Raw genomic sequence first — 14752 nt, forward strand, 5'->3', positions numbered from 1 at the left:
TTTAAATTATTGAATGCTTTGCGAAGCCGTTGTGCGTTTTTATTGCTGATTATCGGATTTAGTTTATGGGGTGGGTGTAAAAAAGCGGAGAAAAAACTCCCGGTAACTCAGCCGGAAGCTAACTCACCGAATGCTTTGTTTACCTTATTATCGCCGGCACAAACCAAGGTAAATTTTATTAATACCCTCACCGAAAGCATGTACGGCAACGTGCTCATGTACCAGTATTTTTATAACGGCGGGGGAGTTGCCGTGGGCGATGTCAACAACGATGGCCGGGAAGATATCTACTTTACCGGCAACATGACGCCTAACCGTTTGTACTTGAACCAAGGCAATATGCAGTTTACCGAAGTGGCCGAGTACGCGGGCGTGATCGGGCGCCTGAACGCCTGGAAAACCGGGGTAACCATGGTGGATGTAAACGGCGATAACTTGTTGGATATTTACGTTTGTTATTCGGGGCACCTGCCTGCCGAAGCCCGGGTAAATCAGTTATTTATCAATCAGGGCGTTACTAAACAAGGCCACCCGCAATTTCTGGACCAGGCCCGGCAGTACGGCTTAGCCGATTCGGCCTACAGCACCCATGCCAGTTTCTTTGATTACGACCGCGATAACGACCTGGACCTGTTGCTGCTGAATCATAATCCGCGGATATTTAACAACCTGGACGAAGTAAGCATTGCCGAAATTTTAAAAAAACCAGAGCCGAACATGCGGGTGAAGCTCTACCAAAATAACCAGGGCCATTTTAAAGATGTATCCGACCGCGCCGGTTTAGCTAAGTCGGGTTTGTCGTATGGTTTAGGAGTGGGTATTGCCGATATCAACAGCGATGGTTGGCCGGATATTTACATTTCCAACGATTACTCCGCCCCCGATTACCTGTATTACAATAATGGCAACGGTACGTTTACCAATAAATTAAAAGCCGGCATCGGGCATATCCCTATTTACTCCATGGGCAACGAAGTAGCGGATATTAACAACGATGCCCGCCCGGACATTTTAACCCTGGACATGCTACCGGAAGACAATAAACGGCAGAAACTGTTATTTGCCCCGGATAATTACGAAAAATTTGAAATTAATACGCGTTCGGGCCTGCACTACCAGTATATGCGCAACATGCTGCAGGTAAATAACGGCGATGGTACCTTTAGCGAAGTAGGGCAGCTGAGTGGCCTTTCGAACACCGACTGGAGTTGGGCGCCGTTAATTGCCGATTACGACAATGATGGTTGGAAAGATGTATACATTACCAACGGATTTCTGCGCGATTTTACCAACATGGATTTTCTGAAGTACCGGGGTGGTTACCTGCAACTGAAAGGCAATAACATCAGCGAGCCGGAAATGATGGCTTTGGTTAAAAGCATGCCTTCTTCCAACGTAATAAATTATGTATTTCAGAATACCGGAGGAACGCAGTTCCGGAATCGCGGTAAGGATTGGGGCATTACCCAACCTTCTAACAGCAATGGCGCCGCTTACGCCGATCTGGATAATGATGGTGATTTAGATTTAGTAATCAACAATATAAATCAACCGGCTTTTATTTATCAGAATCAGAGTAATAATTTTAAAAAAAACCATTACCTACAAGTAAAACTGCAAGGAGCCGGTAAGAACACGGCTGGTATAGGAAGTAAAATCTGGGTGTATGCCCAAGGAAAACAGCAATACCTGGAGCAAATGCCTTCGCGCGGTTATCAATCGAGCGTGTCGCCGGTGCTGCACCTGGGTTTAGGAATTAGCACCTTCGCGGATTCGGTACGGGTAATCTGGCCAAGCAGTAAGCAACAAATCCTCCGGAATATAAAAACCGATCAGGTAATCACTTTAAAAGAATCGGCAGCCGTTGAAGCGGTACAGCCCATCCGGCAAAATATTATTCCCGTTTTTTTACCTATTAAATCTTCGCTGGCCTTTACCCACCAGGCTACAGCAATAAACGATTTTAAACGGCAACCGCTTCTGGTTAATCCATTGTCTTTCGATGGGCCTTGTTTAATAAAAGCCGATGTAAACCAGGATGGCTTAGAAGATATTTTTGCGGGCGGCAGCGCCGGCCAGGCGAGTCAAGTTTATTTACAACAAAAAAATGGTTCGTTTAAGCCCAAAGCTAACCCCGATATAACAACCGATAAAAACAGCGATGATGTAGATGCTTTGTTCGTGGATGTAAACCAGGATAAAAAACTGGATTTGTACGTGTGCAGTGGGGGCTACGGTAATTTTACTCCCGATGATCCTTTGCTCCAGGACCGGCTTTATTTAGGCGACGGGCAGGGAAATTTTAAAAAAAGCCAAAATGCCTTACCCGACATGCGCACCAGTTCGAGCTGTGTGCGCGCCCAGGATATTAACCACGATGGCGCTCTGGATTTATTTGTGGGCGGCCGGGTTATTCCGGGTCGTTACCCCGAAGCGCCCCGCAGTTATATATTACTTAACAACGGCCAGGGGCAATTCCGCGATGCTACCAAAGAAATAGCGCCACAACTGGAGCGTGTGGGTTTAGTTACCGATGCCGCTTGGGTGGATTTAAATCAGGATAAAAAATCAGAATTGGTACTAGTGGGCGAGTGGATGCCCATAACCGTATTCAGCAATACCAATAACAAACTAATCGAAAATACTTCTGCGTACTTTTTTAAGTCGTGCCGGGGCTGGTGGAACAAACTGCTGGTCGGTGATTTTAACCAGGACCAGCAGCCCGATCTGCTCATTGGTAATTTAGGCCTGAACAGCCAATGTAAGGCCAGCGATAAACAACCCGCTACGTTAATTTTTAAAGATTTCGACGATAATGGTTCCGTAGATCCTATTTTGTGCTTGTATATGCAAGGCAAAAGTTACCCGTACGTTAGTCGCGATGAATTGCTGGACCAGATAAGCGTGATGCGTACCCGGTTTCCGGATTACAAAAGCTACGCCGATGCCGGATTAAAAGATATCTTTACACCGGAGGAACTCCGGGGAGCGAAAAAGTTGTCGGCTAACTGTTTCAGCACAAGTTTGTTTCTCAGTGCGAGTCAGCATAAATTGCAACCGGTAGCATTACCCTTGGAAGCGCAATATGCGCCGGTGCAGGCGCTAAGTGTTTTGGATTATAACCACGACGGCAAGGTAGATGTGCTGCTGGCCGGCAACCAGAACCAGGCCCGCTTACGCTTTGGGAAAGCCGACGCTAACTACGGTGTGCTGCTGCAAGGCAATGGCCAGGGAAAATTTACGTACGTGCCCCAGCCAAAAGCAGGTTTGCAACTAAAAGGCGACGTACGAAGCATTTTGTCCGTGAATAATCTCTTGCTGGTTGGGATCAATCAGCAACCGGTGAAAGCATATAAATGGAAATAATAACCCTCATGAAGCAATTTTTAAATTTTTTGGTCACGCTGCTGGTAGTTGTTAGCTGTACGCCCAAAAAATCAGAAGTTCAGTTCAGTAGTCAGCAGATCAGTCAGGTATTGGCCCAAATGACGGATATAATGGTGCACGATGTCACCAATCCGCCGCTGGCTTCCCGTTTTTTTTCTTATGCCTGTTTAGCGGGGTACGAAGTGGTAGCCCAAAATAATTCCACGAGTAAAAGCATGCACGGTATTTTAAATAAATATCCCCAAATTGAGAAGCCAGCTGTTTCGGGTTATGCTTACCAATTAAGTACTTTGCTGGCTATGATGGAAACAGCTAAAAAAATGCAGCCTTCGGGTCCCTTACTGGAAAAGTATGAACAGCAATTTTTAGATTCCTGCCGCCGCGAAGGTATTTCGGACGAAGTAATTACGGCTTCCTTAACCTACGCCCAAGCCATTAGTAAAAACATACTGGCCTACGCCAAAGCCGATAAGTACAACCGCATCAGTAATTATCCGCGTTATACCCCCACCAACCAGGAAGGCACCTGGTACCCGACCCCGCCCGGCTATTTTGCCCCGGTAGAACCGTATTTTAATACCGTGCGCGCCTTTACCCTAGATACCTGCATACAGTTTAAACCGGCACCTCCCGTGGCTTTCTCCAAAGAAAAATCTTCCGGGTTTTACCAACTCATGCAGGAGAGTTACCAGGAAGGCGTGCGCTTACCAAAAGAACATCAGGCAATTGCCGCTTTCTGGGATTGTAATCCGTTTGCCTTACAGGATAACGGGCACATGCTGGTAGGGATGAAAAAAATATCGCCGGGGGCGCACTGGTTGGGCATTACGGGTATTGCGTGTCAGCAAGCCAAAGTTTCTTTTGCCGAAGCCATGCAAATAAATACGCTGGTTTCCATTTCGTTGATGGATGGCTTTATTGCGTGCTGGGACGAGAAATTTCGCAGCAACCGCATTCGGCCGGAAACCGCAATTCGCAAATACCTGGATCCACGGTGGAAACCGCTGCTGCAAACGCCGCCTTTCCCGGAGTATTTAAGCGGTCACTCTACTATTTCGTCGGCGGCGGCTGTGGTGCTCACGCATTATTTGGGCGATAATTTTAAGTACACCGATACTGTGGAAGTACGTTTTGGTTTGCCGGCCCGCCAGTTTAAATCCTTTCAGCAAGCGGCCGAAGAAGCGGGTATTTCGCGTTTTTACGGTGGCATCCATTTCCGCGACGCCATTGATAATGGCCGGAAACAAGGTTTGCAGGTAGGCGCGTGGGTGGTAAATAAAGTAAAATCCAAAACAAATGGGCCGGCTCTGGCTGAAGTACAATAAAGTTAATGCAGGGGCAAAATTTACCTGAACTGAATTGCCTTTCGGAGTAAAAAATTAAAAAATGGGTTTGCGCTCTTGTGGCTGGCTAATTTAAGGCTTATAATGCTGAATTACTGATTTTAGCTCCATTTAAAACGGGTAACGGCAACTTCGCTACGCAAAACGGTTGGTGCTTTATTGCGGGACGAATCTGAAAAATAAAGTATATTTCAGGGATAAACCAGAAACCTGCACCATGGCCGTCTTCTATAATCCTCAAAACCTAGCCCGGTTATTTATTTTTACTTTGTTTATAGCCTTTCCCGTGGTAACCCACGCGCAGGCACCAGGTAAAAACGAGGTGCTGCTTTTTGCTTATTTTAAAGGCAACGGTGACGGCTTGCACCTGGCCGCCAGTACCGACGGCTTACATTGGGAAACGTTAAAAAATGACAGTATATTTTTAAAACCGCAGGTTAGCCAAGATAAACTCCTGCGCGACCCCTGCATTGTAAAAGGACCGGATAACTTGTACCACCTGGTCTGGACGGTAAGCTGGAATGCCAAAGGAATCGGTTATGCTAATTCCCCGGATCTGATTCATTGGTCGGCGCAGCAGTATATTCCGGTAATGGAGCACGAAGCCGGCGCCCGCAACAGCTGGGCCCCCGAAATAACTTACGATCCAAAGCAGAAGAGCTATCTTATTTACTGGGCCACTACCATTACGGGCTTGTATCCGGAAACGCAATCGAAAGAAGAAAACGGTTATAACCACCGGATGTATTACACCACCACCCCGGATTTTAAAAAATTTAGCCCCACTAAATTGTTATACGAGCCCGGCTTTAACGTAATCGATGCCACCATAGTACCGGATAAAAACCGCTACCTGCTGTTTTTGAAAGATGAAACCCGGGAACCGCCCCAAAAAAATCTCCGGATTGCTGAAAGCCAAAACTTGACCGGCCCTTATAGTGTGGCCGGACCACCCATTACCGGTAAATATTGGGCCGAAGGTCCCACCGCACTAAAAATGGGCAACAACTGGATTGTTTACTTTGATAAATACACCGAAGGAAAAATGGGCGCCGTTACTTCGCCGGATTTAAAAAACTGGACCGATATTTCTGAAAAAATCCATTTTCCGGCTGGCGTACGCCATGGTACGGTGTTCAAAATTTCCCGCCAGGAATACGAAAAATTAAAAAAAATCTGATTGCGGTCCGTTCTTACCGGTTACATAGCGCTACTAGGCATCTTCCATAAATGATAAAACAAGCCCGCGCACTTTCTCACCAGGATTAACGTTTCATGTATACTTACAGGAATACAGTGTTGCGGGAAAGAAATTGTTTAAAGGTAATTCCACGAAATCCCAACCTCGATGGCCTGCGTACACTCAGAATGAATTTTAGGATTTTTCTAGCCTTTATATTTCTAACTTTTACTTTTTCAGGGTTGTCTGCCCAGCCAAACCGCTACAAATTTGTTCGGGTAGGCAATGATAAAGGTTTATCGAATAACCAGATAAATTGTATTCTACAGGATAGTCAGGGATTTATGTGGTTTGGCACTATGACGGGCTTGAACCGTTACGATGGCAACACTTTTAAAACTTTCCGACACGATATCCGGGATAATACCTCGCTGCGCAGCAACTACATTCTGGCTTTTCAAGAAGGGCCCGAACAAAAATTGTGGGTTTTTACCCGAGCAGGTTTAAGCATTTATAATCCGTTAACCGAATCTTTTTACCCGCATTCAACCCGGTTAGTACAAAAATACGCTCTACCGGATTCGGCTATTACGCAGGTGGTAAAGGATAAGGCTGGTAATTTTTGGTTCGTGCACCAAACCAAAGGTTTGTTTTGTTACAATACCGCTACCCAGCAAACCCAGGTATATACAGACCGGCTAAAAACCGGACCTGCTCTTCATTCCAACCAACTAGCCGATATAGCTGCAGATGCAACCGGCCATATCTGGCTCATTTACACCGACGGCATTTTAGAAAAACGCGACAGCAAAAACGGACAGGTTCTATTTACATCCAACTATTTACAATCCCAAATAGCTGCCTCCCCGCAAAAATTTAAATTATTTGCCGATAACTCCGGCGACTTGTGGATTTACGGAGAAGAAACACCCAATGGTTTATTTTACCTGAACGCGCAAGAACAGGTATTTAGCCATTATTACCGCAATGCTCCGGCCTTAAAGTTAAATAACGACTTGGTGCGGAGTGTGGTGCAGGAACCAAACGGTAAAATTTGGGTAGGCACCGATCATGGCGGCATTAACGTGATTGATAAAGCCACTAAAACCGTCGACTATCTCCTGCAAAACCTGGATGAGGAGCAAAGCATCAGCCAAAATAGCATTTACGCGCTGTACCGCGATCGGGCCGGAATTATGTGGGTGGGTACTTTTAAGGCCGGAATAAGTTATTATCACCCCAACAGCATTAAATTTCCGGTATACCGCCACCAGGCTTCCAATCCGGGTAGTTTGCCTTTTAACGATGTGAACCGGTTTGTAGAAGATGCGCAGGGTAATATTTACATTGGTACCAACGGGGGTGGTTTGCTCTACTTTAACCGGGCTACTAACCGCTATCAGCAATTTACCCACGATCCGCAGAACAAGAACAGCCTGAGTAATGATATCATTGTCGGATTATACCTGGATAAACAACAAAACCTGTGGATTGGTACTTATTACGGGGGGCTGAATAAATTTGATGGTAAAACTTTTACGCATTACCGGCATAATCCAAAAGATCCCCGCAGTATTGCGGATGATCGGGTTTGGGAAATTTTCGAAGATTCGCAGCAAAATTTATGGGTAGGTACGCTGGGCGGGGGCTTAGATGTGCTGGACCGGCAAACGCAGCAATTTCGCCACTACCGGGCTTATGAACCCGGTTCGGTTCATTCCAATTATATTTCGTCCATCACCGAAGACAAAGCGGGTAACTTGTGGGTGGGCACCGCTTACGGCATTGATAAGCTGGATCGTAAATCCGGTAAGTTTACGCAGTACGTTAACAACAATAACGATCCGCAGGGATTAAGCAATAACAACGTTATTACTGTTCTGGAAGATAGTCGGGGGCTTCTGTGGATCGGGACAAACGAAGGTTTAAATATTTTTGATCCGGGTAAAAATAAATTTTACAGTTTCCGGCAAGAAAATGGCCTCCCCGATAATTCCATTCAGGGAATTGTAGAAGATAACCAGCATACCCTGTGGTTATCTACCCAGAACGGTATTTCTAATGTAACTGTCCGGCAAGCGCCTACTTTTTCCGGGTATACCCTTCAATTTAAAAATTTTGATGTATCAGACGGATTGCAGGATAAAGCTTTTAATACCAACGCGATGCTTAAAATGCGTTCTGGCGATTTAATATTTGGGGGTAGTAATGGTTTTAATCTGTTTCATCCGGGTAAGCTGCAAGCAAACAAACAAGCGCCGGTGGTGGTACTTACCGAATTTCAGCTATTTAATCAGGTGGTGCAGGCCGGAGATACGCTGAGCGGCCGGGTATTATTAGCCAATGCCCTTAACCACGTGCCCGAAATAACGCTGCGCTATCACGAAAACATGTTTACCATTGCTTTTGCCGCGCTCGATTTCCTGCAACCCGAAAAAAATCAATATGCCTATAAACTGGAGGGCTTCAACGAGCAATGGTTATCCGTGGACAATAAGGTGCGCAAAGTTACTTTTACGAATCTAGATCCGGGTAGTTATACTTTCCGGGTAAGAGCCGCCAATAACGATGGGGTTTGGAACCCCAATGGCGTGGCACTGCGCCTCACTATTTTGCCGCCCTTCTGGAAAACCAATTGGGCCTTTGCACTTTATTTTTTAATTATTTTACTGGCTTTATGGCTGGCACGGCAAATTTTGTTAGGGCGGGAGCGGCTAAAATACAAACTAGCCCAAGAGCGCCTGGAAGCTCGCCGGCAACACGAGCTGGATATGCTCAAAATCCGGTTTTTTACCAACATCAGTCACGAATTTCGCACCCCGCTTACGTTGATTTTATCTCCCTTAGAAAGATTATTAAAAGAAAACAACAGTACCGGCTACCAGAACAAACCATTGCAATTAGTTTACCGCAACGCCCGGCGTTTGCTTAATCTGGTAAATCAGTTGCTCGACTTTCGTAAGATGGAAGTGCAGGAAATAGCCTTGCATCCTACCGAGGTGGATGTTATTCCTTTTATCCGGGAAATAGTGTATTCCTTCTCCGATATTTCGGAAACCAAAAATATCCAGCTTACTTTTCAGGCCGCTGTAGAGCACCTGCTGACGCAGGTAGACCAGGATAAATTGGAGAAAATTCTTTTTAACCTGCTTTCCAATGCTTTTAAGTTTACACCCGAAGGCGGCAAAGTGGCGGTAGAAGTTACCATTGCCGATTTTACAACCGATCCTAAAAGCAAGAACCTGGTGATTCAGGTAAAAGATACGGGCATTGGCATTCCATTAGAAGATCAGGAAAAAGTATTCCGGCGCTTTTTTCAAAGCGATGTACCCGGTACCATGATAAACCAGGGCAGTGGCATTGGCCTGGCTATTACCAAAGAATTCGTGAAACTACACCAGGGCCAGATTACGATGGAAAGCTCGCCCGGGGCCGGCACTTGTTTTACCATTATGCTGCCGGTGGTGCAACAAGAAATAGTGGTTATACCGGAAAGTAGCCCAACGATGAACGAAGTCCGGATGTTAGCTCCCAACAACCTGGTAGATAAAGGCAATCAACCCTCTAAAAACGGCCGGAAAAAACCATTGATTTTACTCGTGGAAGACAACGAAGATTTTCGGTTTTACCTGAAAGATAATTTAAGTATGGTTTACCACATAGAAGAAGCAGCCAATGGCAAACAAGGCTGGCAGCAAGCGCTTACTACGTTACCGGATTTAATTGTAAGTGATGTAATAATGCCCGAAATGGACGGCATAACCTTAAGTCGGAAATTAAAAAAGATCCCCGTACTACTCATATTCCGGTAATTTTGTTAACCGCCAATGCCACCGAAGAACAACGTTTAATGGGTTACGAAACGGGTGCCAGCGATTATATTACCAAGCCTTTTAATTTTGAAATTCTGCTTTCCCGGATCAAGCATTTAATAGCCCAACAGGCTGCTTTCCGGTCGGCGTTGCAGCATAAGATAGAAGTAAAACCGCAGGATATTGCGATTACCCCGCTCGATGAAAAACTGATTCAGAAAGCTATTGCGTTTACCGAACAAAACATCGCTAACCCCGACTTTTCGGTGGAAGAACTAAGCCGCGAGTTGGGAATGAGCCGCGTGTATTTGTACAAAAGATTAGTAGCCTTAACCGGCAAAGCACCCCTGGAATTTATCCGGACGGTACGTTTAAAGCGGGCTGCGCAGCTATTAAGCGAAAGCCAGCTGACCGTAGCCGAAGTAGCGTATGAAGTAGGTTTCAATAATCCCAAGTATTTTACCAAGTACTTTAAACAAGAGTTTAAAGAATTACCTTCGGCGTATGCAAATAATAAACGGGTAAAGGTGTAAGGCGGAATCTGGTCGGGGAATAGTTGGCTAAAGTGAGTATTAAAACGGATAGGCTCCTCTACAACTTTCGCGTATTAAAGCTTAAATCCATAAATTTAAGTATATTAAATGGCGCCCATTTTTTAAATTTAACTACCTGCAGGAGCTTTTTTTAAATTTATTCTTTAAGTTACCTGAATAGTATTCCCGAGCCAACCGACAACCAGTAGCTGACGAGAATTTTAACCTCTTATTCAGGTGAAAAAAATAAAATCAATAGGGATTGTAATTGCCCGCAGAAGTACATTTAATCCGTATAAATACTGGCTTGCCGCATGGAATACTTAGTTACCTATATTGCAGATGCTGGCTGTAACCCGTATATTTGTTAAATAACAACTTATTCGTTTCATTTAATAGCTTTTCTTTTTTAAGGATGAGCTTAAACAAGTTTGAACAAATTGAAATGAGCGTATATTTTGTATGAACTAGCAGATTAGTAAAATTTAAAAAATTAAACAACGAACAACTAAAAATTAATAACACACGGCTTTAACCAAAGAATAAACATTTGATTTTGCTGAAACAGGCGGATTTACACTCCCTTCATTTCCGATATACTCTTATAGAATGTGATTGTATTCCAATTTCTCCTGTTTAGCTGCGTAATTATTTAGGAAATTTACCGGAATTTTTTAAATAAATTTTACGGGCGTGCGTAAGTAAAAGCACCATAAAGTAATGAATAGTTTACGAAGTACCACCGGGAAGTGGTTTAAAATTATGAAAGTTCTTTACCCTTTTTTATGTTTGTTAAGCTGTCTGCTGAGCAGTTTAACCCTCCTGGCCCAAACGCAAAAGAACATTTATTTAGGTTCGGTTGCTAACGTAACAGCCGCCTACAGAGCCAATTTTAGAGCTACCCAAACCGCCGCTCAAACCAGTAAAATCAATTATGCTATTCCGGGGCAAAAAGTCCTGCAACTAACGGTACGTAAAGTATCCAGGTTAGCTAATGAGGAAGTGTTTACCGGATCTGTTGGTACTGGTAAAAACAACCCTTTCTTTCTGAAAGTGAGTCAGAATAAAGCATTCGGGTATGTTGTTTTAAAAGATCAAAAAAAAGCTTACCAGTATACTTCTACCCCTACCGGTGAGGCTTATTTGCAAGAGATAGATATCGATAAAGCTATTTGCTTTGATTACAAACGCTTTAACAGTAAAACTGCCCCAGCACCTCGCCAAACTTCGGCACTTACGGCTGCTATTCCGGAGCTGCAAAGTTTACCCGGTGCCCAGGCGGTAGTATACCTCGATTTTGATGGCGGAAAAGAAACCCATAAATATTGGAACGATAGTGTAACCATTGATGCCAAGCCCGCCAACTTATCGCAATCCGAAATAGTAGCGGTTTGGAAGAAAATAAGTGAGGATTTCCGACCATTTGCTCTAAATATTACCACTAGCCCGACCGTTTATAAAAATGCGCCGGCTAAACGCCGTATGCGGGTAATATTTACGCCTACCGATACTGTTTATCCGGGGGTAGGTGGCGTAGCGTGGCCCACTTCTTTTACCTGGGGCGACGATACCCCTTGCTGGGTATTTAATAGCGGCATTATAACAGCTGGCGAAGCGGGTTCCCACGAAATTGGGCATACTTTGGGCTTAAGCCACGACGGCAGAATCTTAGCGGATGAAAGAGTTGAAGAATATTATGATGGTGGACAGTTTGGTAATTGGGCGCCTATTATGGGAATAGGTTATTACAAAAATCAGGTGCAATGGAGCAAAGGCGAATACCCGCAAGCGAATAATCAAGAAGATGATTTAAAGATTATTACATCCCGGAACGGCTTTACTTACCGTACCGATGATCATGGTAACTCCAGCAGTAATGCCCGGCCACTCGTGGCTTCCAGTACCGGAATAGTGTTAGCGGAGAAGAATAAAGGAATGATTACCACGCAAGCCGACCAGGATGTTTTTTCTTTTACGTTGAGTAATAGTGGTTCTATTAATCTGCAAGTAAAACCACCCTCAGAATATATTAACGCAGATACTATATTCACTAACTTAGATCTTTTACTCACTCTTAAAAACAGCGCCGGTACCACGGTGGTTACGGCTCCTTACAATTACAAAATCCAGATGGCTTCCTTAACGCCCTTACTACCGGCGGGTACGTATTATTTATTTGTGGCGGGAGTAAAAGGCGAACAAGGGGCCCAATCAGATTATAGTTCTTTAGGGGAATACACTATTTCGGGTAATCTATCGGCTACTTATTGTTTGCCGGTAGTTACCGGCGATTGTAGTAGCGATTACATTAATGATTTTAAATTTAACAGTTTAGTAAACAGCAATTCGGGCTGTAACGGGCAGAAAAATGCTTACAACGTTTATGCACCAACGGGTACTTTAACTACGCAGGTAAATCGAGGTCAGACTTATAATATTAGTTTAAAGGCTGGACCGGAAAACCCCGAAGGGTTTGGCGTTTGGATTGATTATAACAACGATAATGATTTTAATGATGCCGATGAATTTGTTTACCAATCCCCTTCAGCCATAGTAAACGAAACTTATACGGGCAAAGTCACTATTCCCAAGAATGCCGTACTGGGGCAACGGCGGTTGCGGGTGCGGGCGCGTTATTATGAGCGGGTTACTAGCACTGATTTTTGCTCCGAATTTGACTATGGCGAAACAGAGGATTATACCATTACAATCGCTAATCCGTCTACAGCTTCGCAATGGGATGTACGCTACGGGGGTTCCGGGTCAGAGGGGTTAGCCGAAACCATTAAAACCACCGATGGCGGCTATCTTTTAGCGGGTTATTCGGGCTCCGGCGTAAGTGGGGATAAAAGCCAGGCCAGTAGGGGCAGTAATGATTACTGGGTACTAAAGACAGACGCATTAGGTAATAAAATCTGGGATCAGCGGTACGGTGGTACCGGGCAGGATTATTTAAACCGGGTTATTCAAACGCAAGATGGCGGTTATCTACTGGCTGGTAGTTCTGAATCTGGTTTAAGCCGTGACAAAAGCCAGAGCAGCCGCGGCAACCGGGATTATTGGATTGTCAAAATTTCGGGTTCGGGTGCCAAGCAATGGGATAAACGTTATGGTGGTTCTGGTTACGATGAACTCAAGAAAGTCATGCAGCTCTCTACCGGCGAATATCTTCTGGGAGGATACAGTGATTCGCCGGCAGGCGGCGATAAAAGCCAGGACAGCCAAGGCGGTCTTGATTATTGGCTGGTAAAAATAAATAGCGCCGGCGGTAAAATCTGGGATCAACGGTACGGTGGCAATATGGCAGACAGCCTGGAAAACTTTATCCTTACCAGTGATAATGGCTTCTTACTAGGAGGTGCTTCCCTGTCGGGGCAAAGCGGTGATAAGAGTCAGGCCAGCCAAGGAGGAGAAGATTTCTGGCTGGTGCGCACCGATAAAGACGGTAAAAAACTTTGGGATAAGCGCTATGGCGGAAGCCGGGCCGATCATTTATACTCCATAAGTAGTTTACCAAACGCCGAATTTTTAATTGCTGGTTGTAGTGTCTCGGGTAACGATGGCGATAAAAGTCAATCTAGCCAGGGCGGGAAAGATTTTTGGTTACTTAAATTGAATAACAACGGGGCTAAAATTTGGGATAAACGCCTGGGTGGTACCGGTGACGATGAGCTCCGTTCGGTTGTTCGCACCTCAGACGGGGGCTTTTTGCTGACTGGTAAATCAGCCTCGGGAGCTACGGGTGATAAAAGCCAGAACAACCAGGGAGGCACGGATTACTGGGTAGTGAAAACAACCGCCGATGGCACCAAGCAATGGGATAAACGTTTTGGTGGCAGTGGGGCAGAAGAGCTTCGTAATGTGCTTATTACCTCGGATAATGATTATTTACTATGCGGGCGTTCGGATTCGGGTATAAGCGGTGATAAAACGCAAAGTAGCCGGGGCAGCAGCGACTTCTGGTTAATTAAAATAAATGCTAACATACCCAGTGGCAGCAGTATCGCCCGCGCGAGTGAGGTTTCCCCTTCCGCCATTGCGCGTTTGGGTAATCCGGAGCAAGCCTGGAACACTGGTTTAATAGCTTACCCAAATCCTTTTACCGACCAGATAACGGTACGCTTTGCTTTAGAACAAACCGAGCCGATTGTTGTGCAATTATATAATAGTTTAGGACAATTGGTAACTACGCTTTACCAGGGCGAAGCCCGGGCTATGGAACCGTATACGCATACCTGGCAACCTGCCCAAAAAGCAACCGCCGGCATGTATTTTATACGCCTGACCACTCCAACCAAAACCTACCAACAAAAAGTATTGTTGCAACGTTAATATTTAAAAAATTACTTAATTGTTTCCCCATTATGGTACCACACACCATAGTGGGGATTTTTTATGCGAAGCAAAGTAGCGTTTCAGGATCTGAACCAAGCAGAATATAGTAAAATTCTAAATTTGATTGGTTTAGTTAGTAGATAAACGCCTTTTTTGCTGGCA

The 14752-nt window shown here is 44.9% G+C and carries 4 protein-coding genes and 1 pseudogene; all 5 read left to right on the forward strand.

The window, feature by feature from the left end:
- Positions 1 to 9: 9 nt before the first annotated feature.
- The 5 genes and pseudogenes from AHMF7616_RS01975 to AHMF7616_RS01995 all read left to right on the forward strand — a co-directional run bounded on the left by AHMF7616_RS01975 (position 10) and on the right by AHMF7616_RS01995 (position 14587).
- Positions 10 to 3366 (forward strand): VCBS repeat-containing protein, encoded by a 3357-nt coding sequence (locus tag AHMF7616_RS01975; protein WP_317047573.1) that lies wholly within the window; start codon positions 10 to 12, stop codon positions 3364 to 3366.
- An 8-nt stretch (positions 3367 to 3374) separates the two neighbouring features.
- Positions 3375 to 4712, forward strand: a complete 1338-nt coding sequence (locus tag AHMF7616_RS01980; RefSeq protein ID WP_115371359.1) for a vanadium-dependent haloperoxidase — start codon at positions 3375 to 3377, stop codon at positions 4710 to 4712.
- A 235-nt stretch (positions 4713 to 4947) separates the two neighbouring features.
- Positions 4948 to 5910, forward strand: coding sequence for a glycoside hydrolase family 43 protein (locus AHMF7616_RS01985; protein WP_115375418.1), 963 nt, complete (start codon positions 4948 to 4950; stop codon positions 5908 to 5910).
- Between the two features lie 316 nt (positions 5911 to 6226).
- Positions 6227 to 10255: pseudogene (locus AHMF7616_RS01990) on the forward strand (response regulator transcription factor).
- A gap of 762 nt (positions 10256 to 11017) precedes the next feature.
- Positions 11018 to 14587, forward strand: a complete 3570-nt coding sequence (locus AHMF7616_RS01995; protein WP_158546075.1) for a GEVED domain-containing protein — start codon at positions 11018 to 11020, stop codon at positions 14585 to 14587.
- Positions 14588 to 14752 lie beyond the last annotated feature (165 nt).

Source organism: Adhaeribacter pallidiroseus (assembly GCF_003340495.1).
In the GTDB taxonomy this organism is placed as follows: domain Bacteria; phylum Bacteroidota; class Bacteroidia; order Cytophagales; family Hymenobacteraceae; genus Adhaeribacter; species Adhaeribacter pallidiroseus.

Bases quoted from the DNA above. Each gene is read 5' to 3' on its own strand.
- AHMF7616_RS01995 (WP_158546075.1), top strand. From the start codon at position 11,018: ATGAAAGTTCTTTACCCTTTTTTATGTTTGTTAAGCTGTCTGCTGAGC.
- AHMF7616_RS01985 (WP_115375418.1), top strand. From the start codon at position 4,948: ATGGCCGTCTTCTATAATCCTCAAAACCTAGCCCGGTTATTTATTTTT.
- AHMF7616_RS01980 (WP_115371359.1), top strand. From the start codon at position 3,375: ATGAAGCAATTTTTAAATTTTTTGGTCACGCTGCTGGTAGTTGTTAGC.